The organism is Streptomyces sp. NBC_00122 (assembly GCF_045160845.1).
In the GTDB taxonomy this organism is placed as follows: Bacteria; Actinomycetota; Actinomycetes; order Streptomycetales; family Streptomycetaceae; genus Streptomyces.
Genome location: NZ_CP108191.1, coordinates 4,844,290 through 4,867,473, shown reverse-complemented (window position 1 = coordinate 4,867,473; position 23,184 = coordinate 4,844,290). Strand labels below are relative to the sequence as shown.

The following is a 23,184-nucleotide window of genomic DNA, read 5'->3' as shown; positions in this document are numbered from 1 at the left end:
GCTGCGGCGCGCCCACACTCCAGCCGTGCCCGTCCGCGGGCGTGTACCCGAAGGGAGGACCGTGACCTTCGGATTCGCCCCGCTCTCGACCACGTCCCTGAAAGCGGCCACCGGCGGCGCCAGCCGGCACGGCCGGCTGCTGGAACCCGCCGAATGGACAGCGGCGGGAATTCCGCTGCTGCGCAATCCTCGTGAGGTCGTCAGCGGGCTGCACTCGCGGCACGCCCCGGCGCCGTCGACCGCGGTCATCGCCGTCCTCGGCCCGGAGGAGCAGCTCGTGGCGAGCGCCTCCTTCGTGCAGCGGTCGACCTCGGCCGACGGCTGGGAGTACCGCAACGCCCTGCTCTCCGCGCTGCGCCGGGTCCTCCCGCACGACCTGCGGCGACGGACCCCGGTGCGGACGGCCGTGCTGCTCTACTGCCGCGAGGGCGACGAGCGGTGGACCGAGGAGGACGGCGCGTGGATGTGGGGACTGCGGGACGCCTGCACCCTGCACGGGCTGCGCTGCGGCGCGTACATCACGCTGACCCGGGGCGGGTGGCAGGTTCTCGGCGAGGGCCGGGGCGGCCGGCGGCCCAGCTCGGACTCGCGGCCTCAGCGGCTCGGCGACACGGTGGCCGAGTTCTCCCCGCTCGCCCTGCACAGCGGCGGCGGCGCGGCCGAGGCCCTGCGCCGAACCGCCGCGCGCTGACCGTCGTACCGCCGCCCGGCCGCACGGGTGCATACCCGGACGGGCAGACCGCCGACACGCGGACCACAGGTATGCCAACCACCGGCATCCGACCCACGTGCGGGCGGACTCCGGCGGGCACGCCTCACGGCCGTACACCCAGGCGCGGGCGTACGGCGGATCAGCCTCCGGGCTTCAAGCGGGGCCGGCCGTCGGCCCGCCCCGCCCCTCGCCCGGACCGGGATACGGGGCGTCAGACGCCCGCACCCAGAACGGAGTTGATCTGCGTCGGGTCACCGCACACGATCAGCAGCGCACCGGCCCGCGCGAGGGCGACTGGCAGGGCGCCGACGACCGCGTCGACCGCTCCGCCGTTGACGGCGAAGACCACGACCGGACGGCCGGAGGCGCGCTTGACGTGCGCGGCGTCCGCGTAGAAGACGTCGTCCCCGGCCTCGTGCAGGGCCCAGTACGCGGCCTCGCCGAAGGACAGCTCGTGAGCGGCCCACGGGTGCGGGTCGCCGGTGGTGAGCACCAGGATGTCACCGGGCGCGCGCCCGGTGTCGAGCAGCAGGTCAACGGCCTCTTCGGCCGCGTCCAGCGCACCCTCGGCGGATGCCGGGATCAGCTGGATCTGCGGGACCGCCGCCGAGACGGACGGCGCGGCGGGAACCGCGGTGGCTACGGGAACGGGTCCGGGAGTGGCCTGCTGAACGGGCGGGGCGGGCCGGACGGGACCGGGGCGTCCGGGCCGCGGCACGGCGGCGGGACGCGGACCAGGTACGGGGCGGGGGGTCTGCGCGGTGCGGCTCGCGGCCGGCGTGACGCGGGGACCCTGGGCACTCTCGTGAATCTGAGGCTCCTCGATGGCGGGGTGAGAGGCGTGACGTGGTGTCTATCAAACGCCGGTACGAAACGTACCGGTCAGCGGCACATGGGTGCGATCAGAAATCGAAGCCGAGTTGGCCTCCGTTTTCCAGCTCCATCGACTCCTCGCTGCGGCGCACCTTCTTGAGGTGGCGCCACTGGGGAAGCGCGTCGAGGTACGACCACGAGAGCCGGTGGTAGGGGGTGGGCCCCCGCACCTCCAACGCCGCCCGGTGCACAGGTGAGGGGTATCCGGCGTTGGCGGCGAAAGCGAAGTCCTCGATTCCACCGCCCTGTTCGCCTATCTCGGCCATCATGCGGTCACGGCGGACCTTGGCGATGACCGAGGCAGCCGCGACGGCGACGCAGGACTGGTCGCCCTTGATCACCGTACGGACCCGCCAGGGCGAGCCGAGATAGTCGTGCTTGCCGTCGAGGATCACCGCGTCGGGCCGCACCGGCAGCGCTTCCAGAGCACGCTCCGCGGCGAGCCGCAGGGCGGCGGTCATCCCCAGTTCGTCGATCTCCTCCGGGGAGGAGTGCCCGAGGGCGTACGCGGTGACCCAGGCCTCCAGGACGTCGACGAGGGCGTCGCGCCGTTTGGCGGTGAGCAGTTTGGAGTCGGTGAGGCCCGCGGGCGGCCGGCGCAGACCGGTGATCGCCGCGCACACGGTGACGGGACCGGCCCAGGCCCCTCGTCCGACTTCGTCGACCCCGGCGATGACCTTGGCGCCGGTGGTTGCACGGAGGGAGCGTTCGACGGTGTGGGTGGGTGCTTCGTACGGCATGGCGCCAGCAAGGTTACGCCGCCCCGCGCCGCCTGCACACCCCGCCCCGGGTCCGACGCGGCTCCGTCCCGGTCGCGACGCGCGTCCGGCCCGTGTCCGGATCCTCTCGTTCGCTCCCGCACACCTCCGTGTGATGCATCGCCGTCGCCGCGAAAGGCATCCATGACAAACGGACCAGCCGAGTCCGACCGCACTCCGCCCCGCCCGATTCTCCGCCGCACAAGCCCCTGATCAGCCACCCGCGCCGACGTCCACCATCCGGACCGGACGGCTCCGCAGAACCCGTCGACGGACACCGGACCGCACTCGCGATCGCATTCGTGAAGGAACGGCCGACAGATCTGTCCGTCGGCGCTCGGCCCCCGCCCGCCTCGCGTGAATTTTCGGCACCGGTGAATCCTTTCGTTCACTAAGGATTCGCTCCTACCGTGGTCCCACAGTGAACGGTTGCGTTCACCCATTCACTTTGGGGGGGATCCTCAGTGACAAGCTCTCAACTCACCAAACCCCGGATACCGGGCGCGGCCCGCCGGGAGGGGCGCCCCGGCGTGGCGCTCACCGTCATCGCCGCATGCCAGCTCATGGTCGTCCTCGACGCGACGATCGTGAACATCGCGCTCCCGCATATCCAGACCGCCCTCGACTTCAGCACCACCGACCTCTCCTGGGTACTGAGCGCCTACACGCTCACCTTCGGCGGCCTGCTCCTGCTGGGCGGCCGGGCCGGCGACATCCTGGGCCGGCGCCGCGTGTTCATGGCCGGAATCCTGCTCTTCACCCTGGCCTCCCTCCTCGGCGGTTTCGCCCAGGAACCCTGGCAGCTGCTCGCAGCCCGCGCCCTCCAGGGCGTCGGTGGTGCGATCGCCTCCCCGACCTCGCTCGCCCTGATCACCACGACCTTCCCCGAGGGCCCCGAACGGAACCGGGCCTTCGGGGTGTTCGCCGCCGTCTCCGCGGGCGGCGGCGCCATCGGCCTGCTGGCCGGCGGCATGCTGACCGAGTGGCTCGACTGGCGCTGGGTGCTCTTCGTCAACGTGCCGATCGGCGTGCTGATCGCGATCCTCGCCCCGCTCTACATCAGCGAGTCCGAGCGCCACCCCGGCCGCTTCGACGTCGCCGGCGCCCTCACCTCCACCGGCGGCATGGCCTCGCTGGTCTACGGGTTCATCCGCGCCTCGGAAGACGGCTGGCGCGACTCCCTCACGCTCGGCTCGTTCGCCGCTGCCGTCGTCCTGCTCGCGCTCTTCGTCGCCATCGAGTCCCGGGCCGCCGAACCGATCATCCCGCTGCGGATGTTCGCCGACCGCAACCGAGCCGGCACGTACTTGATCATGCTCGGTCTCGCCGCGGCGATGTTCGGGATGTTCTTCTTCATCGTCCAGTTCGTGCAGAACGTTCTGGGCTTCTCCCCGATCCAGTCCGGACTCGGGTTCCTACCCGTGACCGTCGCCATCGTCACGGCCGCGGGTCTCTCCCAGCGCTTCCTGCCCCGCTTCGGCCCCAAGCCGTTCATGGTCACCGGAACCGCCCTCGTAGGCACCGGGCTCACCTGGCTGACCTTCATCCGGACCGACTCCTCGTACCTCGCCGGGGTGCTCGGGCCGATGCTGCTGTTCGGCTTCGGCATGGGGCTCAACTTCGTGACCCTCACCCTCACCGCCGTCTCCGGAGTCGCGCCGAGAGAGGCGGGCGCGGCCTCCGGACTGCTCAACGCCAGCCAGCAGGTGGGCGGTTCCCTGGGGCTGTCCATCCTGGTCACCGTCTTCGGCACGGCCGCCCGCACCGAGGCCGACCAGCAGGTCCCCGTCTTCATGGCGCAGGCTCGGCCGGAACAGCTGGCCGCCTTCAACGAGACCGGCCAGCTGCCCGATCCCTGGGGCGATCTCGTGCTCACCCAGGGCATCTCCACCGCGTTCGGCGCCGCCGTGGCGATGGCCGGTCTCGCCCTGGCCACCGCGCTGCTGGTGATCAGGGTGCGCAAGAGCGACCTGGATGCCCTCAACGGAGCCGCCGCGAAGAGCGGTCCGGCGGCCTGAGCCGGCCCCGACGTACGGGATCCGGGCGCGGCACCGTGCCCCGTGCCCGGACCCCGTGCCGCGCCCCCTAGTACTCGATGCGGCTGCCGAACGCGCCGAGGCGCGAACAGACCTCGTACGACGCGGTCACCGGCCGCTCGCGCAGAATCTGGCGGGCCCGGTGCTCGCCGAGGCTCATGGCGTACCACGGGACGTCGCCCGCCCTGGAGATTTCGGCACTGATCCCGTACAGGGCGCAGGACCTGCGGGGCTCGGGCAGCCGGTCCAGGGCCGGCACGGCGTCCGCCGACAGGCTCTGGAAGTAGGCCAGGTCGATCTTGCCGTCCGCCTGGAACCGGGCCACGTTGCTCTCGGCGACCATCCCGTCCGGGGACAGCAGGCCGAAGGCCAGGACGCCGGCCGCCACGCTCCCCGCGACCGCGCGCGGCAGCCAGCGCGCGCCGAACACCCCGGCTGCCATGATCAGTACGATGACCAGCCCGAGCCACAGCTCCATCGCGGCCACCGACACGCGCAGCCTGGTCAGGCCGTACGCGTCCACGTAGAGGTCCATCCGGCGCAGCGCGGAGGCGACGACGACCAGGGCCAGCGCACACAGCGCCCCGAGGACGACGCGGACGAAGCGGCGGTCGCCCGCGCCGTCGCGCGGGGCCCAGCGCAGCGCGAGGGCGATCACTGCGAGAGTGAGCAGGGTGGCCCAGAGCAACTGCCAGAAACCCTGCCGGGCGTACTCGGCGTAGCTGAGGCCGGTGCTCTCCAGGACCTTGTCGTAGCCGCCGAACAGAACGGCCAGCTGCACGGCGTTGAAGCCGGCGAACAGCAGGTTGAGCAGGACGAGCGGAAGGGCCCATTCGACGCGGGACCTCGGCCTGCCGGGGGTCACCTTGATCCGGTCCCAGCGCAGCGGGGCCGCGGCGGTGCGGGCGGCGGCCAGCGCGAGGAGGGCGCCGACGAGGAAGAGCAGGATCCGCAGGGGCCCGTCCCCGATGGAGATGTCGGGCGTCAGCCCGCCCAGCAGATCGGCGAACGCCGCGTCGGCCGAGGCGAACAGCGTGCCGAAGAGCAGCAGGAGGGCCACCGCCACGGCGCCGGCCTTGGCGACCGGCAGCCAGCGGTCCTTGCTGACGCCGCTGCGCGAGCGCAGGCCGGACCAGGCCCAGCCGACGCCGGACACGGCAGCTTCGAAGAAGCCGAGCGGGCTGAGTAGGACTCCGGGCCAGGTGCGGCTGCCGTGCAGGGCCAGCGCGCCGAGCAGGACGGCGGAGAGGATCGCGAGGGTGGACGGCCACGCCGAGTCGCGCAGGGCGGGTACGGCCAGGAGTGCGAGGCAGCCTATCGCCCAGACCACGGTCCAGGGGCGGGCCGTACGACGGGCCGTGCGGGCGGCGGCGTACGCGGCGACGACGGCGGGCACGATGGCGAGCAGCAGGCCAGGGCCCATGCCGTCGCCGAGGAGCAGGGCCGCGGCGAGTCCCGCGAGGCCGGCCGCGGCGAGGGTGGCGGTCCCGATGGGGGCGGCCTGGGCGGGCCGCACGAGTACGGCCCACGCGGGCGGCGCGGCGGCCTTGGCGCGGGCCGCGGCGGCCCGTTCGCGCCGCTGCTGCTCCTGCCAGGCCTGCCAGGCGGCGGCGTCGGCCGGGGCTCCGACGCCCGGCCCTGCAGGTCCGGCCGCTCCGGCGGGTCTGCCTGCGGTCGGAGCCGTGCCCGCGAGTGGATCTCCGGCCGCGGACGCTTCGTTGGACCCACCGCTCGACGTCCCGTTGGCCGCGCCCTCGGTTGCGGTGCCGGCCGCGGTGTCGTCCACCCCGTCGGTGTTCTCTGACATCGGGTTCCCCTCCCCTGTCGTCCGCCCCCGAGTTCCGATGGGGGCGGCGGAGCGGACAGAGTAGGCCGGTGCCATGCAGTTTTGAACAGGATCAAAAGACTCCTGTGGCAGGACCGTGACAATCGGAACGGGGTATTTCACCCCGCTCCCGGACGCCACGGGCCACCTTCCGCTATCGCGTCGCGGCCTCCGGCAGCCAGGCCGGCAGGGCCTCGGTACGCGCCAGCCACGCGGCCGGCAGCACCTCGTCACCGCGTGCGCCCAGCACCCCGCCGACGATCGCGCAGGTCGTGTCGACGTCCCCGCCCACCTGCGCGGTGGTCCAGAACGCCCGCTCGTAGTCGTCAAGCGACCGCGCCGCCGACCACAGCGCGAACGGCACGGTGTCATGGGCGCTCGTGCGCCGCCCACAGCCCAGTACTGCCGCGACCGTCGTCGCATCGCCGTAGTCGAGCATGTCCCGTGCCCGCCGTACTCCGGCGCCCACGGCGCTGCGCGGCACCAGTGCGATCACGCCGTCCAGCAGGTCGGCGGCCTTCGGCGGTCCGGCCGGGGCCGCCGCGAGCGCGGCCGCGGCGGCGACGGCCATGGCCCCGCAGACGGCCTCGCGGTGCTGGTGGGTGGTGTAGGCGGAGATCTCCGCCTGGTGCGTGGCCTGCTCGGGGTCGTCCGCGTACCAGGCGCCCAGCGGCGCGATCCTCATCGCGGCGCCGTTGCCCCACGAGCCCTGCCCGTTGAACAGCTCGGCGGCCAGCGTGCGCCAGTCCTCGCCTTCCCGGATCAGGCGGAGCATCCGGTTCACGGCGGGCCCGTAGCCCCGGTCGAAGTCGTGGTGGTGGGCGAACGAGCCGGCCAGCGCGTCCTGGTCGATGCGACCGTGCTCGGCGAGCACGGCCACCACCGAACAGGCCATCTCGGTGTCGTCGGTCCACTGCCACGTCTCGGTGCCGGCAGGGAGTTCGCGCCGCTTGAGGCGCGGGTAGTTCACGGGGACGAAGTACTGGGAGCCCAGGGCATCGCCCAGCGCCAGCCCGCGGAGGCTGGACATGGCGCGTGCGTAGCGCCGTTCGGGAGTGGAGTCAGGGGTCATCGCGGGTCACTCTAGCCGTCCAGGTCATAAGGCTCGGGTGTGGTCCAGCGCTCAAACGGGCGGTCCATCCGGTACCGGCCGTCCGGTGCCAGCACGAGCGTCCGGAATTCGCCGTTCCCGGGGTTGGACAGGGCCTCGAACTCGGCCACCGACCAATGGAACCACCGCATGCAGAACAGCCGCATGGTCAGCCCGTGCGTCACCAGCAGCACGTTCTCGGGGTGGTCCGGGGCCTCGAAGCTGCGGTAGAGGCTCTCCAGGAAGGACCCGACACGGTCGTACACGTCGGCGCCCGACTCCCCTTGCGCGAAGCGGTAGAAGAAGTGGCCGTACGCGTCCCGGTACGCCTTCTGGAGCCGTACGTCGTCCCGGTCCTGCCAGTTTCCCCAGTCCTGCTCGCGCAGCCTCGGCTCCTCGCGCATCCGGACCCGCGTCGGATCCAGCCGCAGCTCCCGGAAGGTCTGCAGGGTCCGGCGGTACGGGGAGACGTACGCACTGATCGTCTCGTCACCGAAGAGCTCGCGCAGCCGCTCGCCGACCGCCGCGGCCTGCTCGCGGCCGTTCCTGGTCAGCCGCAGCGCGTGGTCGGGTTCCCGTTCGTACACCGAGTCGTCGGCGTTTCCCTCGGATTCCCCGTGCCGGACAAGGACGATGCGGCGTGGTCGAGACATCCCCCGACCCTATTCGGCCACCGGGAGCCGACCGGCCGGGCACGCCGGTAGGCCCGCCGGTCGTCGTACGGTCATACCGTCCAGGAGGGTTCGAGGTCGACGACGTCACCGGTGAGGGCCTCGATGTCGGCCTGGATCTGGGCGCGCAGGGAGAGCCGCTCGACCCGCTCCTGCCGGTACTTGCCGTGCTCCGCGGCCGCGTGCCACATCGACAGCACCAGGAACTCCCGGCCCGGGGCCTCCCCGAAAAGGCCGCGGATCATGCCCGGCGAACCGGCCATGGCCGGATTCCACACCTTCTCCTGCATGAGGGCGAAGTGGTCCACTCGCCCTTCCCGGACACGGGTGTGCGCCACCCGGACGACGTCGGCGTCGGTGAAGCGCGGCTCGAACCCGGTCTTCACATCGAAGCGGTGGTCGAAGAGCGTGACCCGCGCATCGGTGTAGGTGCCGTGCTGCGCCGCGGCGAGCCGGTCGTGGCTGCGGGCCATGAAAGAGTCGTAGAAGGAACGGCTCTCCCAGAACGCGAAGACATGCGCGACCCCCTGCCGGCCCCGGCTCCAGCCGCCGCCTTGTCCCCGGAATCCCGGCTCGCCCGGCAGCCCCGCCCATTTTCGCTGTCCGCGCTCGAACCCGCGTCGGTCCGTCACCGTGCAGCGAATCCACTTGACCAGCACTGCGCCATCGTACGGTCCCGGCGCGGCCCGGGTCAGTCCCCGGCGCGGTGGATCCGCACCAGTTCCGCCGCGTCCCGCTCAGGCAGCCGAAGCCCGAACTCCCGGTCGAGCACGTCGAGCAGCTCGTCCGGGCCGACGGACCGCCGCTCGTCCCGCCCGTCGGGGTGCAGCCGGGTGAGCTCGCGCCCGACCAGCGCCCGGCGGACGTCGTCGCCCGGGTGCTGGACGATGACTCGCCCGATGAAGGCGGAGCGGGGGTGGGTGGAGCTGTAGTGGTTGAGCAGGAGGTAGTCGACGGGGTGGTACCGCTGCGGGGAGAACGCGTACAGGTCGCGCCAGGCTCCCCCGCGCAGGAAGCACAGCACGAGGATGTCGTCCTCCTCCTCGCGTACGCGGTACGTCCACTCCCCCTGCCGCACCTCGCCGCCGGGCCGCCCCAGCGGGACGGGCTCACGCGGGCCCTGGTAGCCGAACCCGGCGTCGCACAGCCACGGTTGTCCCTCGACGGTGGCTACGAGGACGGCGTGCGTCACCGGTGTCAGGGAGTCCCCGCGGGTGCGGTTGCGGGCACCTCGCCCCGAGACCTCGAAGCCGATCCGCTCCAGTGCGGCGGCCAGCAGCGAGTTCTGCTCGTAGCAGTAGCCGCCGCGGCGGGCGTGCACGAGCTTCTCCTCGATCGCCTTTGTGTCCAGCTCGACGGGGCGGCCGAGCAGGACGTCCAGACTCTCGAAGGTGATGGCGGCGGTGTGTGCGCGGTGCACTGCGTACAACGTCTCCAGGTCCGGACGGAGTTCCCCGCCCCCGCCCCCGATCCCGATCCGTGCCAGATACGCGTCCAGGTCCAGCTCGTCACCGCTCCACATGGTTCCCCGTCTCCCCGTGTCCCTCGCTCGTCCGCGGCGTACGCGGCGTCCACACAATGATCGCGGGCCTGAGAACGCCGGAGGCGGGCAGGTCCCCCAAGGGACCTGCCCGCCTCAGCGGATCACGGCATCAGCCGGATGTCAGCTGCAGCCGCTGGTGGAGCCGCAGCCCTCGCAGATGTAGCAGGAGCCGGCGCGCTGCATCTTCGTACCGCAGGAGAAGCAGAGCGGAGCGTCGGCGGAGACGCCCAGCTGCATCTCGACCAGTTCGGCGTTGCTGTGCGCCGTCTTCGGAGCCGGGACCGGGGCGACCGCCGGCTTCGGGGCCGACGGGACGGCGGCCAGCGGGGCCGACTGGGCCAGCGACTCGGTGTCCAGCTCGTCCTCGAGGGGCTCGTAGGAGCCGGTCTCCAGGTGGCGCTGGCGCTCCTCGGCGGTGTGGATGCCGAGGGCCGAGCGGGTCTCGAAGGGCAGGAAGTCCAGCGCCAGGCGGCGGAAGATGTAGTCGACGATCGACTGCGCCATCCGCACGTCCGGGTCATCCGTCATGCCGGCCGGCTCGAAGCGCATGTTCGTGAACTTCGAGACGTACGTCTCCAGCGGGACGCCGTACTGCAGGCCGACCGAGACGGCGATGGAGAAGGCGTCCATCATGCCCGCGAGGGTCGAACCCTGCTTGGACATCTTCAGGAAGACCTCGCCCAGACCGTCGTCCGGGTAGGAGTTGGCCGTCATGTAGCCCTCGGCGCCACCGACCGTGAAGGAGGTGGTGATCCCCGGGCGGCCCTTGGGGAGGCGCTTGCGGACGGGGCGGTACTCGATGACCTTCTCGACCGCCGCGCGGATGGTGTCCTCCGCCTTGGCGGTGACCTCCACCTTCTCCTCTTCCTTCTTCTTCGCGGAGAGGGGCTGGCCGACCTTGCAGTTGTCGCGGTAGATCGCGAGCGCCTTGACGCCCAGCTTCCACGCCTCGAAGTAGATCTCCTCGATCTCCTCGACGGTCGCCGACTCCGGCATGTTGACCGTCTTCGAGATCGCGCCGGAGATCCAGGGCTGGATCGCGGCCATCATGCGGACGTGGCCCATCGCGGAGATGGAACGCTCGCCCATGGCGCAGTCGAAGACCTCGTAGTGCTCGGTCTTCAGACCCGGGGCGTCGACGACCACGCCGTGCTCGGCGATGTGGGCGACGATCGCCTCGATCTGCTCCTCCTGGTAACCCAGGCGACGCAGGGCCTGCGGGACGGTGCCGTTGACGATCTGCATCGAGCCGCCGCCGACGAGCTTCTTGAACTTGACCAGCGCCAGGTCCGGCTCGACACCGGTGGTGTCGCAGGACATCGCGAGACCGATGGTGCCGGTCGGCGCCAGGACGGAGGCCTGGGAGTTGCGGAAGCCGTTCTTCTCGCCGAGGCGGAGAACGTCCTGCCAGGCCTCGGTCGCCGCGGCCCAGATCGAGTTGTCCAGGTCCTCGGTGCGCGGCGCGACGGCGTTGGCATCGGCGTGCTGCTTCATGACGCGCTTGTGCGACTCGGCGTTGCGGGCGTAGCCGTCGTACGGACCGACGATGGCGGCCAGCTCGGCGGAGCGCTTGTACGCGGTACCGGTCATCAGCGAGGTGATCGAGGCGGCGAGGGTGCGGCCGCCGTCCGAGTCGTACGCGTGGCCGGTGGCCATCAGCAGGGCGCCGAGGTTGGCGTAGCCGATGCCCAGCTGGCGGAAGGCGCGGGTGTTCTCGCCGATCTTCTGCGTCGGGAAGTCCGCGAAGCAGATGGAGATGTCCATCGCCGTGATGACGAGCTCGACGACCTTGGCGAAGCGCTCGGCGTCGAAGGACTGGTTGCCCTTGCCGTCGTCGTTCAGGAACTTCATCAGGTTCAGCGAGGCGAGGTTGCAGGACGTGTTGTCCAGGTGCATGTACTCGCTGCAGGGGTTGGACGCGGTGATGCGGCCGGACTCGGGGCAGGTGTGCCAGTTGTTGATCACACCGTCGTACTGGATGCCCGGGTCGGCACAGGCCCACGCGGCCTCGGCCAGCTTGCGGAAGAGCGCCTTGGCGTCGACCTTCTCGATGACCTCGCCGGTCATGCGGGCGCGCAGGCCGAACTCGGTGCCGTTCTCGACGGCCGTCATGAACTCGTCGTTCACGCGGACGGAGTTGTTGGCGTTCTGGTACTGGACGGACGTGATGTCGTCGCCGCCCAGGTCCATGTCGAAGCCCGCGTCGCGCAGGGCGCGGATCTTCTCCTCTTCCTTCACCTTGGTCTCGATGAAGGCCTCGACGTCCGGGTGGTCCACGTCCAGGACGACCATCTTGGCCGCGCGGCGGGTGGCGCCGCCCGACTTGATCGTTCCGGCGGACGCGTCGGCGCCGCGCATGAAGGAGACCGGGCCGGAGGCGTTGCCGCCGGAGGAGAGGAGCTCCTTGGAGGAGCGGATGCGGGAGAGGTTCAGGCCGGCGCCGGAGCCGCCCTTGAAGATCATGCCCTCTTCCTTGTACCAGTCGAGGATCGACTCCATGGAGTCGTCGACGGCGAGGATGAAGCAGGCGGAGACCTGCTGCGGCTGGGGCGTGCCGACGTTGAACCACACCGGGGAGTTGAAGCTGAAGATCTGGTGCAGGAGGGCGTAGGTCAGCTCGTGCTCGAAGATCTCCACGTCGGCGGGCGACGAGAAGTAGTCGAAGTCCTCGCCGGCCTTCGTGTACGTCTTCACGATCCGGTCGATCAGCTGCTTCAGACCGGTCTCGCGCTGCGGGGTGCCGACCGCGCCGCGGAAGTACTTGCTGGTGACGATGTTGACCGCGTTCACCGACCAGAAGTCGGGGAATTCGACGCCACGCTGCTCGAAGTTGACCGAGCCGTCGCGCCAGTTGGTCATGACGACGTCACGGCGCTCCCAGCTCACCTCGTCGTAAGGGTGCACGCCGGGGGTGGTGTGGATGCGCTCGATACGCAGGCCGCCCTTGGCAGCCTTGGTCCCCTTGGCGCGGGAACCACGTGCCGAGCTGCTCGCCGTCTCTGTCATGCCGCCTCCCAATGCGGGCAAAACGCCCTAAAGTGCCAGCGCTATTCCGCGGCACGGTGCTGTGTCTTGTATCTACGTCTCTTCGCCTGGCTCACCGGCCGCTCCGCGTTGCGATTGCAGTGCGGGGCGGGCCGTCCGGTCAGTCGGCGGCGGAGGCGGGCACGGGGACCGAACCGGTCCCACCGGGCTCGCGCTCTTCGGGGTGAGGCCGCGGCACGCGGAGCTCCGCGATGGCGGTCTCGAAGTCTTCAAGGGTGTCGAACGCTTTGTAAACGGACGCGAAGCGCAGGTAGGCGACCAGATCGAGTTCCTGCAACGGGCCGAGTATGGCCAGACCCACGTCGTGGGTGGTCAGCTCGGCACTCCCGGTGGCGCGCACCGCCTCCTCGACCCGCTGGCCGAGCTTGGCGAGGGCGTCCTCGGTGACCGGCCGCCCCTGGCACGCCTTGCGCACGCCGGAGATGACCTTGGTACGACTGAAGGGTTCGGTCACCCCGCTGCGCTTGATCACCATCAGCGAGGCCGTCTCCACCGTCGTGAAGCGACGGGAGCAGTCGGGGCACTGACGGCGCCTGCGGATCGACGTGCCGTCGTCCGTGGTGCGGCTGTCGACGACGCGGCTGTCGGGGTGCCTGCAGAAGGGGCAGTGCATGGTTCCCTCACCCTCCCTCTTGGCACGACTGAATCACCCCACGAGGCCCCTGAACGACAGAGACAGACTCTGCCGGGGGCTCGTGAAGCAGCCACAAGCATATGCGATGCCGGGACCCTCGACAGACCGAGGACCACAACTTCTGGGCGGCCGCGCTCATCCAACCACTAGATCTTGGGTTGTGGTGGATTTCCTGGACCCTGCGTGTCGCAGCGTCCGATAGCCGGATACGAGGCCTCGCGGTGCCACACTGGAGCCAGGCCCGGAAGGCGGCGACCCGACCGGGAAGGGTACCGTAAGCGGCGGATGCCGAGCCGAACCCGCGTTCGGCGAACCGATCGTCCATACACCCCTCGATGTACCCACGCGGGACGATCTGCGATTTTTCACTCGAACGTGTGTTTGGCGCAACCTTTCGAAAGCAACTACCGTTGTCCAGCTAGGGAGAACATTTCGAGAGGGGCCGACGTGACCACCACCGCAGACAGCGCCACCATCACTGCCCAGAACCGCTCCCAGAGCCGACTTGAGCCGGTGCATGCCATGAACGACGCAAACCTGAACCCGGAGGCGGAGCCCGTACGCCCCGCACGCTCGCTGCCCGGTCGACCTCCAGGCATCCGCGCCGACAGCTCCGGGCTCACGGACCGGCAGCGGAGGGTCATCGAAGTCATTCGCGACTCGGTGCAGCGGCGGGGTTACCCGCCGTCGATGCGGGAGATCGGCCAGGCGGTCGGCCTGTCCAGCACCTCCTCGGTCGCGCACCAGCTGATGGCGCTGGAGCGGAAGGGCTTCCTGCGCCGCGACCCGCACCGCCCCCGGGCGTATGAGGTACGGGGCTCGGACCAGCCCAGCTCGCAGCCCACGGACACCACCGGCAAGCCCGCCGCCTCTTACGTTCCCCTGGTCGGCCGGATCGCGGCCGGCGGCCCGATCCTCGCCGAGGAGTCGGTCGAGGACGTCTTCCCGCTCCCCCGCCAGCTCGTCGGCGACGGCGAGCTCTTCGTCCTCAAGGTCGTCGGCGACTCGATGATCGAAGCCGCCATCTGTGACGGCGACTGGGTCACGGTCCGTCGCCAGCCGGTCGCGGAGAATGGCGACATCGTCGCCGCGATGCTGGACGGCGAGGCCACCGTCAAGCGGTTCAAGCGCGAGGACGGCCACGTGTGGCTGCTCCCGCACAACTCCGCCTACCAGCCGATCCCCGGTGACGAGGCGACCATCCTCGGCAAGGTCGTCGCGGTACTGCGTCGGGTCTGACCCGCCGCCACCATCCAGCCCCCGGGATCCACTGCGCCGGTCCCGGGGGTTGTTCCATGCCCGCGGCCCGGTGCCTACTTGCCGTCGGCCTTGGCGGAAGCGTCGATGGCGGCCAGGGAGCGGCGGGCCTGGTTGCGGTCCGTGGTGTACCAGAAGTCCGGCAGCGTGGCCCGCAGGAAGGTCCCGTACCGTGCCGTGGCCAGCCGGGGATCCAGCACGGCGACGACACCCCGGTCCCCCGTGGCCCGTACGAGGCGGCCCGCGCCCTGGGCCATCAGCAGGGCGGCATGCGTCGCCGCGACGGCCATGAAGCCGTTGCCGCCGTGCTCCTCCACCGACTTCTGCCGGGCGCTCATCAGCGGGTCGTCGGGGCGCGGGAACGGAATCCTGTCCATGACGACCAGCTGGCAGCTGGGTCCGGGCACGTCCACGCCCTGCCACAGCGACAGCGTTCCGAACAGGCAGGTCTTCGGGTCCGCCGCGAAGGCCTTGATCAGCTCGCCGAGCGTCTCCTCGCCCTGGAGCAGGATCGGGTTGTCGAGCCGGCCGCGCAGTTCCTCGGCGGCCGCCTTGGCGCCGCGCATGGAGGAGAAGAGCCCGAGGGTACGGCCGCCGGCCGCCTCGATCAGCTCGGCGAGCTCGTCCATCATGTCGCCGCGGGTGCCCTCGCGACCCGGCGTGGCCAGGTGCTTGGCGACGTAGAGGATGCCCTGCTTCGGGTAGTCGAAGGGCGAGCCGACGTCCAGGCCCTTCCAGAGCGGCACGTCGTCCCCCTCGACTCCCTCGGGGGACAGGCCCAGCGAGGCCGCGACCCCGTTGAAGTCGCCGCCGAGCTTGAGGGTGGCCGAGGTCAGGACCACCGAGCGGTCCTCGAACAGCTTCTCGCGCAGCAGGCCCGACACCGACAGCGGGGCGACCCGGACGGTGGCGCCGAAGCGGTCGTGGCGCTCGTACCAGACGACGTCGTACTCGGAGCCGTTGGTGATCCGCTCGGCCACCGTGTGGATACCCTCCACGCCGGCCAGAGCCTGCTTGCGGACCGCGTCCTCGTCGTGGACGGACTTGTCGCGGGTCGCGCCGATCGCGGAGATCACATTGCGCGCGGCGTCCCGCAGGGCCATCAGCGCGTACCCGAGGTCCTCGGGGATCTCTTCCAGGCGGCCGGGGAGCGCCAGCTCCATGACCCGCTCGAAGGACTCGGAGGCCGTCTGCAGGGAGTCGGCCGTCTTCTCGTCGACCAGCTTGGCGGCACGCTTCACCGCACGGTTGACCTGCCCCGGGGTGAGCTCGCCGGTGGCGACCCCGGTCACCCGGGAGACCAGCTCGTGCGCCTCGTCCACGATCAGCACCTCGTGCTGCGGCAGCACCGGGGCGCCCTCGATGGCGTCGATGGCGAGCAGCGCGTGGTTGGTGACGACCACGTCCGCGAGCTTGGCGCGCTCGCGCGCGGCCTCGGCGAAGCACTCGGCCCCGTACGCGCACTTCGTCGCGCCCAGGCACTCGCGGGAGGAGACGGAGATCTGCCCCCAGGCCTTGTCGGAGACGCCCGGGGTCAGGTCGTCGCGGTCACCGGTCTCCGTCTCGTCCGCCCAGTCGCGCAGGCGCAGCAGGTCCTTGCCGAGCTTGCTGGTGGGGGTGGCCGCCTCGAACTGGTCGAAGAGGCCCTCCTCCTCGTCCTGCGGCGCGCCCTCGTGCAGGCGGTGCAGGCACAGATAGTTGGAACGGCCCTTGAGCATGGCGAACTGGGGGCGGCGGCGCAGCTGCGGGTGCAGTGCCTCCACCGTGCGCGGCAGGTCGCGCTCGACGAGCTGGCGCTGGAGGGCGAGGGTCGCGGTGGCCACGACCACCCGCTCCCCGTGCGCGAGCGCCGGCACCAGGTAGCCGAGGGACTTGCCGGTGCCGGTTCCGGCCTGGATGAGCCGGTGGGAGTTGTCGTCGATCGCTTCGGCGACGGCTTCGGCCATGGCCACCTGGCCGGGGCGCTCCGTGCCGCCGACGGCGGAGACGGCGGCGTGCAGCAGGTCGGGGAGGGAGGGCTTCGTCATAGCACTGCCAACCCTACGGGGCTCCACCGACAGTGACGGCACCGGCGAGGGCTCACGGCTGGTAAAGCGGGTTGGGTACGGTGCCGTGCTGGACGGCGTGCGGGCGTGTGGGGCGGTCGCGGTAGCCGTCCTCGTAGAGCCGGTTCCGGTTCAGGCAGAGCCGTCCGATGCGCTCGCCGAGCAGGTCGAAGAGCTCGTAGCGGTCCTTGAGCTCCGGGAAGCGGGACTGGTGGCGGAGGATCTCCGCCCGTACGAGGAACCAGAACTCGCTCTCCGGGACGCCGAGGCTGTCCTCGCACAGGGCCGAGAGGTAGCGGAAGACGCCGACGAAGAGCCCGGAGTGGATGAACTGAGGCAGGAAGTCCGCGGGCTCGGTGAGCAGGACCGCCCGGACCTCTTCGGGCAGGGAGTCCAGCTCGGGCAGCGGTTCGGCACTGATGTTGACGTCGTCCACGAAGTCCTTGACCGCGAGGCGGACCGGGACGTCCTGCTCGTCGAAGATCACGATGGCGTTCTCTCCGTGCGGGGAGAAGACGGTGCCGTAGCGGTAGAGGAAGTGCAGGAGCGGGGGGAGCACGGCGGCGAACAGGCGCCGCAGCCAGGCCTCGGGGGTCAGCCCGGACCGGGCGACGAGTTCGGCGGTGAAGGAACGGCCGCGCAGGTCGGTGTGGAGGAGCGAGGCGAGCGTGCGGGCACGCTCGCCTGATCCGAGGCGGCCGGTCAGGGGCTCGCGCCAGATCGCGCCGAGGAGCTCCTTGTACTGGTACGGGACCTCGGGAAGCTCGTCGTAGACGGCGTGGCGGACGGTGACGGAGGCGACCTCGCCGAGCAGGATGACCCGGCATTCGTCGCGGAGGAAGGGGTCGGCGTCGCGCAGGGAGTGGATCCAGGCGGTGACGGCGGGGGCGGCGAGGGCGAGGTCGCTGGGCAGGCCGCGCCAGACCATGGTGTTGAAGACGGAGAGCGGGAGCTTGACGCTGTGCCGGTCGGGACGGGTGAGGTTGAGGAACGTACGGATGGACTGCTGAGGCAGGCGCACGTCGGGATCGGCGGGGAGCGGGACGAGGACGCCCGAGGCGAGGGCCGGGGCGAAGAGGGGGAGGACGACCTCGTCCCACTGCCAGGGGTGGACCGGCAGGTAGAGGTAGTGGAGCGGGTCCAGGCCGCGGTCGCGCAGGGCCTGGTCGAAGGCGGCGCGGGTGGCGGGGTCCAGCTCGGCGGAGTAGAGGCGGGCGGGATCCTCCAGGCCGGCGGTGCCTCGGTAGGTCGCGAGCGAGGTGTGGGCGGCGAGCCAGGGCAGCCGTTGGCGGGTGCGGGCCTCGGGGGCCCAGGCGGCGGTGTCGGAGGCGGAGAGACCGATGCGCCCCTTGTTGAGGACGAGCCAGGGATGTCCGGTCTGGTGGCCTTCGAGGGCGGCGTAATCGAGGTCGGCGAGGACGTCGGCGGTGAGCGCGGTGTGATCGATCCGGGCGTCGGCGCAGAGGGTGGCGCTCAGCTCGCGGACGAGGTGGCCGAGGGTGACTCCGTCGATGCCGAGGAGGGTGCGGGATCGGGTGAGGAAGGCGTACGGGTCCCCGAAGGCGGACGGCGGCTGCGGTGAGGAAGGAGGCGGGGTGAGGGTGATCGTGTCGGGGGCGACGTCCCAGCTGCCGTAGGCGCGGCGGCGGGCCCGGAAGCCGAGACTGCTGCCGTCGTCCAGGGTCAGGGTCCACGCGTCACCGGCGGCGGCCGGGGCGGGGGTGGGGACGGAGACGGGGACAGGGACGGGGCTGATGATCTCCTCGTAGGCGAACTCGGCGAGCATCTTGGCGAGCAGTCGCCTGGCGGCGCCGTCCCAGGTCGCGCGGTTGAGTTCGGGGGGTGTACGGGGGTACTGGGGCGAGGGGGACACGGAGGGCTCGGCGGAGTCGGGGGCTGAGGGAAAATTCTGCACGGGACTCCTCGGAGATCGGGAACTGCGCTTCGTCACGCAGAGTTATCAAAGGGAGAGGTGCGGAGCGCGACCACGGTCAGGGCGTGCGGGGCGGCAGTCAGAGGAGATTGCGCAGCGCCCGCTCCCGGATCATCAGGGCGGCTCGCTTCTCGGGAAGGTCGATTTCCGCGTAACAGCGGAATCCGGAGCTCAGGAAGGCCGATACGGAGGGGGTGTTGCGGATGTCCGGTTCCGCGATCACGCGCGTGCAGCGAGGGCGGTTGTCGAGCACCAGGCCGGCGACGGCGCGCAGCAGAGTGGTGCCCAGACCCCGGCCGCGGTTCGGGCCGTCTCCGATGAGCAGGTGGATACCCGTGTCGTGGGGGCGCGCCGGGTAGTGGCGGGAGAGCGGGTCCAGGTCGGCCCGGTAGATCTCCCAGTAGCTCATCGGTGTGCCGTCGAGGAGACCGAGGCAGGGGATGCTGCGGCTGTCCCCGTCGAGCTGGGCCCGCAGGTGGGCGGCGGTGACGGCAGCGGGGCCGGCGAGCTCCCAGTAGGCGGCCACGTCGGGGTCGTTCATCCAGCCGGTGAGGAGTTCCAGGTCTCGGCCGGGTCGTACGGGATCGAGGCGGAAGGCTCCGGCGGGGGTGTCGGTGCTGCCCCAGGTCGCCGGGGAGTCGAGGAGGTCGGCTTCGGCGAGCAGGGGCAACAGCTCGGCGGTGAGCCGCAGTTCGAAGGTGTCGTCGCGGGGCCGGACCACGCCGGTGGCGTGGGTGGCGCGGCCGACGGGTTCGGCGGGGGCGTTTGTGGTGGGCATGGGGGCTCTTCCCCGCGTCGGCGGCGACGCGTCAATCGTGGAGGGGGTTGGTGATGGTGACGTAGACGGACTGGGTGTCGACGGGTCCGACGAGTTCGTCGAGGCCGCCCAGGCGGGTGAGCAGGTTCGCCTTGCAGCGCAGGGTGGGCGAGTCGAGCAGCCGCGCGGGGAGCGGGCCGAGGCCTGAGGTCTTGCCGAGGAATCGGCGGAAGGCGGCGAGGAGCACGCGCTCGTCGGCGAGCCGCTGGGACCCGAAGGCGCCGATGAGACCCAGCACGTTGTTGATGCCGAGGTAGTAGGCGAAGCGTTCGTCGGTGACGGCGTCGGGGACGAAGGTGTCGCTGAGGCTGCCGATGCCGGGGAGCCGGTGCTCCAGTTCCGCGCGGCGGGATGCGCGGAAGTAGTAGCCCTGGTTGTCGCGGTAACGGCCGCCGACCGGCCAGCCGACCGGGTCGAGGAGGACCAGGGTGTTCTGCTGGTGCGCTTCGAGGGCGATGCCGGCGAGCGCGTCGAAGGCGAGGACCGGAAGGACCACACGGTCGAGGTAGCGCAGGAACCACTCTGCGGCGACCGCGGTGGTGGTACGTCCGGTGGCGGCGGCGAGGGCGGAGATGATCTCGGCGAGCCGGGAGCTCATGGTGGTCCGTCCGGGCCACGGGCGGGGCGAGGTGAGCGCGGCGACGCAGACGGCGTCGTCGCCGGAGCGGAAGGGGTTGTGGCGCAGGAGGGCGTCGAGTCCGGGGACGGGGGTGCCGTCCGGGGAGTCGACGGCGACCCAGGCGGGGTCGCGGACGATGTCGAAGCCGGGGTGGGCCGTCTGCCACTGCTCGGCGAGGCCGGTGCGGAGCAGCCGGTGCACTTCGACACCGCGGTGGAGCTCCTTGCGGAGGTTCTCGCGGCGGGAGTTGGTGATGCGCAGGCCCAGGGAGAGCTTGAGCATCGCGGGCGCGCCCGGGCGGTGGACGGTGCGGACGGAGGAGGTGGGGTACCAGTGGGCGCCGTACGGGCCCAGGTCGTGTAGAAGTCCCGCGTCGCGGAGGGCGGCGACGGCGGGGCGCTGGAGCAGGTCGCGGGCCTGCCAGGGGTGAAGGGGAAGGGGGGTGGCGCCGTCGGGGAGGGGGAGTCCGGGGGCGAGCCGGCCGAGCAGCGCGGTGGCGGAGACGGGACGGCCGCGTTCGGTCCAGGCTGATTCGGTGGCGAGGGCGGACGGCGCGACGGCGAACCAGTGCAGGGGGAAGGAGCCGTGGAGTTCTGGTGAGTAACGGCGTACTTCGGTCTCGGAGAGCCCTTCGCGGCTTTTCGGGTCCGGCTGGAGGGGGTGACCGAGGAGGAGAGACTGTTCGGCGGTCAGGAAGCGGTCCACACCGATGGGGGGAGGGGCGGCGGGGCGTTCACGCCGGTCGGCGATGAACTCGGCGGTGCGGCGGACCGAGTCGGCGACCCGGCCGACGAGGTCGGCGCTACCGCGAACGCCGCAGGAGCCCGCGGCTGTGGCTGTGACCGCGGCTGTGGCCGTGGCCGCGCGCGTGCCTGTGCCCTCGCGGGCGATCAGCGCGGCCAGGGTGACAGCGTCCAGGGCGGGGGCGGCGGCGGGGGCGGCCGCCAGCCGGGCGGGGCCGAAGCGGTGCCATCCCGTGGGGGACCAGTACCGGACGGGGACGACGAGGGCCGCGCCGGATGCGGGGAGGGGGATGCGCAGCGGGGTCCCGGCGAGGCCGTCGGGGCGGCGCAGTCCCGCTTCGCGGACCCAGCAGCGGAGGAGGTTCTCCACCGCCGCTCCCTCGGCGGCGACGGCCGGGTCGGGGTGGTCCAGGAAATCGGGCAGCGCTGTCGGCGCCACTGCGGGGCGAACTGCCCAGCCGGGCCGGGGTCTGGGCGTGCCGTCCTTTTGACGCGGCACGGTGGCCGCCGCCTCGATTCCGGTCGCGGGGGGCTGCTGGTGCGCTGCTCCGGCGGTGGGGGCCGGGACTGCGGGACGGGGCTCGGCGGCCGGGGATCGGTCGGCCGGGGATCGGTCGGCCGGGGAGCGGTCGGCGGAGGCCTCGTACCGTTCGGCGGCCCCGGGCGGCGGTACGGATGCCTGCCCGGGCCCGGTGGTCCGAGGAGGGCCGGCGGGAGTCGGCGGCGGGGGCGCGGGGGGAAGAAGCCCGGAGGCGGGGTCGGGAGACGCCGCGGGGGCCGGGCGTTGCTGGGCCTCGGCGGGTCCGGAGGCCTCCTGGGCACCTCGCTCGGGCGGCGTGGGGGACCCGGGGGCCGACTGGGGTCCGTGGTCGGGGTCAGGGGCCGGGGCTCTATCGAGTTCCTGGTGCTGCGCGGGGGCGGGGTCCGCGGGTCCGGCGGCCGCGGGGGCCGGGGACTGCGGGAGCGGCCCGCCGTGGGGCGGGGTGGACTGGTGCGGATCGGGCATCGCGGGTCCTCGGGGTCCGGGTCAGTGGGGTCCGGGTCAGTGGGGTCGTCGGGCTGCGGCCGGGATGGCGTCGGCCAGGCGGTCGAGGACCGCCGCGGCCTGCTCGTCGGTGAGGGTCAGTGGAGGGAGCAGTCGGACGACGGCGTTGTGGCGGCCGCCCAGTTCGACGATCAGGCCGCGGTCCAGGCACTCCTGGCGGACGGCCGCGGCCAGGGCCGGCGCGGCCGACCCGGTGTCGGGGTCGACCAGTTCGACGCCGATCATCAGGCCGCGCCCCCGGACGTCCCCGATGCAGGGCTGGGCGGAAGCCAGGCCGCGCAGGGCCGTCAGCATGCTCTCGCCCAAGGCGGCGGCGCGCTCGGCGAGCCGGTTCTCGCGGACGAAGGCGAGCGTGGCGGCACCGGCGGCCATGGCGAGCTGGTTGCCGCGGAAGGTGCCCGCGTGGGCGCCGGGGGTCCAGATGTCCAGGGCCGCCCGGTACACGATCACCGCGAGCGGCAGGCTGCCGCCGATCGCCTTGGACAGGACCATCACATCGGGCACCACCCCGGCGTGGTCGACCCCCCAGAAAGCACCGGTGCGGCCGACTCCCGTCTGTACCTCGTCGGCGATCAGCGGGATTCCCCGCGCCTCGGTGATCTCCCGCATCCGGCGCAGCCAGGCGTCCGGGGCCGGGAGTACCCCGCCCTCGCCCTGTACGGGTTCGACGATCAGGCCGGCGGGGGCGGGTACCCCGCCCTTGGGGTCGTCGAGGAGGTTCTCCGCCCAGCGGGCGCCGAGTTCGGCCCCCTCGGGGCCGCCGATCCCGAACGGGCAGCGGTGGTCCTGCGGATACGGGAGCCGGGTCACCCGTACGTCCGGGGCGCCGCCCGAGGCGGCGAGGGCTCCGGCGGTCATCCCGTGGTAGGCCCCGGTGAAGGCGAGCAGCCCCGAGCGACCGGTCGCTGTGCGGACCAGTTTGAGGGCGGCCTCCACCGCGTCCGTGCCGGCCGGTCCGCAGAACTGGATGCGGGCGTCGGCGGCCAGTTGTGGCGGCAGATTGGCGAACAGCTCGGTGGTGAAGGCGTCCTTGACCGGGGTCGCGAGGTCGAGCACGTGCAGCGGAGCCCCGGAGTCGAGGACTTTGCGGATGGCTTCGAGCACGACCGGGTGGTTGTGCCCGAGGGCGAGGGTTCCGGCCCCGGAGAGGCAGTCGAGGTAGCGGCGCCCGTCGGCGCCTTCGATCGTCAGCCCGCGGGCCCGCACCGGGACGATGGGCAGCGAGCGGGCGTACGTCCTGGCGGCGGACTCCCGCTGCGCCTGCCTGCGCAGGATGCCGTCCGGGGAGAGGGACCGGCCGGGTCCGCCAACTCCCCGGGCGGCGCCGGGCCCTGGCGCCCGGCTCCCCTGCGGCGGCACCTGCGGCGCGATGTCCCGCGTGCCCTGCGGCGCGATCTCCGCCGTGAACTCTTCTGTGAACTCTTCGGTGAAGTCTTCCGTGAAATCCGCCGTGAACCCCTGGGCGCTCTGCGGCGTGTTAGGTGCGGCGGCCTCGGCCGCGGCCGGCTCGGTCAAAGCCACGAGTGTCGTCCTCCCGC

The 23,184-nt window shown here is 71.8% G+C and carries 17 protein-coding genes; 3 read left to right on the top strand and 14 right to left on the bottom strand.

Features of this window, described 5'->3' with window-relative positions; all coding sequences use genetic code 11:
* Positions 1-61 precede the first annotated feature (61 nt).
* The gene (locus OG737_RS23085; protein WP_328928026.1) at positions 62-691 is read left to right on the top strand and encodes a hypothetical protein; all 630 of its coding nucleotides are present in this window, start codon (positions 62-64) and stop codon (positions 689-691) included.
* A 232-nt stretch (positions 692-923) separates the two neighbouring features.
* Here the strand turns inward: OG737_RS23085 and OG737_RS23080 are convergent, their stop codons facing one another.
* Positions 924-1,538, bottom strand: coding sequence for a hypothetical protein (locus tag OG737_RS23080; protein ID WP_328930452.1), 615 nt, complete (start codon positions 1,536-1,538; stop codon positions 924-926).
* A gap of 76 nt (positions 1,539-1,614) precedes the next feature.
* A complete protein-coding gene (locus OG737_RS23075; protein ID WP_328928025.1) occupies positions 1,615-2,325 on the bottom strand; it encodes a ribonuclease HII in 711 nt (236 codons plus the stop codon).
* A 482-nt stretch (positions 2,326-2,807) separates the two neighbouring features.
* Between OG737_RS23075 and OG737_RS23070 the strand changes: the two genes are divergently transcribed.
* The gene (locus OG737_RS23070; protein WP_405921923.1) at positions 2,808-4,361 is read left to right on the top strand and encodes an MFS transporter; all 1,554 of its coding nucleotides are present in this window, start codon (positions 2,808-2,810) and stop codon (positions 4,359-4,361) included.
* A gap of 67 nt (positions 4,362-4,428) precedes the next feature.
* Here the strand turns inward: OG737_RS23070 and OG737_RS23065 are convergent, their stop codons facing one another.
* From OG737_RS23065 to nrdR, 7 genes are all read right to left on the bottom strand, one after another.
* Complete coding sequence (locus tag OG737_RS23065; protein WP_405921922.1) at positions 4,429-6,186, bottom strand: DUF4173 domain-containing protein; 1,758 nt, start codon at positions 6,184-6,186, stop codon at positions 4,429-4,431.
* 172 nt (positions 6,187-6,358) lie between these two features.
* Positions 6,359-7,276 carry an ADP-ribosylglycohydrolase family protein gene (locus tag OG737_RS23060; protein WP_328928022.1) on the bottom strand — a complete coding sequence of 306 codons (918 nt, stop codon included), beginning with the start codon at positions 7,274-7,276 and terminating at the stop codon, positions 6,359-6,361.
* Positions 7,277-7,287: 11 nt separating this feature from the next.
* Complete coding sequence (locus OG737_RS23055; RefSeq protein ID WP_328928021.1) at positions 7,288-7,947, bottom strand: histidine phosphatase family protein; 660 nt, start codon at positions 7,945-7,947, stop codon at positions 7,288-7,290.
* Positions 7,948-8,018: 71 nt separating this feature from the next.
* Entirely contained in the window at positions 8,019-8,624 is a 606-nt protein-coding gene (locus tag OG737_RS23050; protein WP_328928020.1) for a YdbC family protein, read from the bottom strand.
* A 32-nt stretch (positions 8,625-8,656) separates the two neighbouring features.
* On the bottom strand, positions 8,657-9,487 hold the full coding sequence (locus OG737_RS23045; RefSeq protein ID WP_405678208.1) for an arylamine N-acetyltransferase: 831 nt from the start codon (positions 9,485-9,487) through the stop codon (positions 8,657-8,659).
* A gap of 141 nt (positions 9,488-9,628) precedes the next feature.
* Positions 9,629-12,514 carry a vitamin B12-dependent ribonucleotide reductase gene (locus OG737_RS23040; RefSeq protein ID WP_328928018.1) on the bottom strand — a complete coding sequence of 962 codons (2,886 nt, stop codon included), beginning with the start codon at positions 12,512-12,514 and terminating at the stop codon, positions 9,629-9,631.
* Between the two features lie 139 nt (positions 12,515-12,653).
* A complete protein-coding gene (gene nrdR, locus OG737_RS23035; protein WP_328928017.1) occupies positions 12,654-13,166 on the bottom strand; it encodes a transcriptional regulator NrdR in 513 nt (170 codons plus the stop codon).
* A gap of 468 nt (positions 13,167-13,634) precedes the next feature.
* Here nrdR and lexA point away from each other — a divergent pair, with 468 nt between their 5' ends.
* Positions 13,635-14,426, top strand: coding sequence for a transcriptional repressor LexA (gene lexA / locus OG737_RS23030; protein WP_215016496.1), 792 nt, complete (start codon positions 13,635-13,637; stop codon positions 14,424-14,426).
* A 74-nt stretch (positions 14,427-14,500) separates the two neighbouring features.
* Here lexA and OG737_RS23025 read toward each other — a convergent pair whose 3' ends face one another.
* The 5 genes from OG737_RS23025 to OG737_RS23005 all read right to left on the bottom strand — a co-directional run bounded on the left by OG737_RS23025 (position 14,501) and on the right by OG737_RS23005 (position 22,921).
* Positions 14,501-16,471 carry an ATP-dependent DNA helicase gene (locus tag OG737_RS23025; RefSeq protein ID WP_328928016.1) on the bottom strand — a complete coding sequence of 657 codons (1,971 nt, stop codon included), beginning with the start codon at positions 16,469-16,471 and terminating at the stop codon, positions 14,501-14,503.
* 52 nt (positions 16,472-16,523) lie between these two features.
* A complete protein-coding gene (locus OG737_RS23020; protein WP_405678213.1) occupies positions 16,524-18,404 on the bottom strand; it encodes an IucA/IucC family protein in 1,881 nt (626 codons plus the stop codon).
* A 97-nt stretch (positions 18,405-18,501) separates the two neighbouring features.
* Positions 18,502-19,200: a GNAT family N-acetyltransferase gene (locus OG737_RS23015; RefSeq protein WP_328928015.1), complete on the bottom strand. Its 699-nt coding sequence runs from the start codon at positions 19,198-19,200 to the stop codon at positions 18,502-18,504.
* 31 nt (positions 19,201-19,231) lie between these two features.
* Positions 19,232-21,040 carry an IucA/IucC family protein gene (locus tag OG737_RS23010; protein ID WP_405921921.1) on the bottom strand — a complete coding sequence of 603 codons (1,809 nt, stop codon included), beginning with the start codon at positions 21,038-21,040 and terminating at the stop codon, positions 19,232-19,234.
* A gap of 603 nt (positions 21,041-21,643) precedes the next feature.
* Positions 21,644-22,921, bottom strand: coding sequence for a diaminobutyrate--2-oxoglutarate transaminase family protein (locus OG737_RS23005; protein WP_328930450.1), 1,278 nt, complete (start codon positions 22,919-22,921; stop codon positions 21,644-21,646).
* Positions 22,922-23,184 lie beyond the last annotated feature (263 nt).

What these genes read in the sequence shown, in the direction of transcription:
- OG737_RS23075 (WP_328928025.1), bottom strand. Translation starts at nt 2,325, where the DNA reads ATGCCGTACGAAGCACCCACCCACACCGTCGAACGCTCCCTCCGTGCA.
- OG737_RS23065 (WP_405921922.1), bottom strand. Translation starts at nt 6,186, where the DNA reads ATGTCAGAGAACACCGACGGGGTGGACGACACCGCGGCCGGCACCGCA.
- OG737_RS23060 (WP_328928022.1), bottom strand. Translation starts at nt 7,276, where the DNA reads ATGACCCCTGACTCCACTCCCGAACGGCGCTACGCACGCGCCATGTCC.
- OG737_RS23055 (WP_328928021.1), bottom strand. Translation starts at nt 7,947, where the DNA reads ATGTCTCGACCACGCCGCATCGTCCTTGTCCGGCACGGGGAATCCGAG.
- OG737_RS23045 (WP_405678208.1), bottom strand. Translation starts at nt 9,487, where the DNA reads ATGTGGAGCGGTGACGAGCTGGACCTGGACGCGTATCTGGCACGGATC.
- OG737_RS23040 (WP_328928018.1), bottom strand. Translation starts at nt 12,514, where the DNA reads ATGACAGAGACGGCGAGCAGCTCGGCACGTGGTTCCCGCGCCAAGGGG.
- nrdR (WP_328928017.1), bottom strand. Translation starts at nt 13,166, where the DNA reads ATGCACTGCCCCTTCTGCAGGCACCCCGACAGCCGCGTCGTCGACAGC.
- OG737_RS23025 (WP_328928016.1), bottom strand. Translation starts at nt 16,471, where the DNA reads ATGACGAAGCCCTCCCTCCCCGACCTGCTGCACGCCGCCGTCTCCGCC.
- OG737_RS23015 (WP_328928015.1), bottom strand. Translation starts at nt 19,200, where the DNA reads ATGCCCACCACAAACGCCCCCGCCGAACCCGTCGGCCGCGCCACCCAC.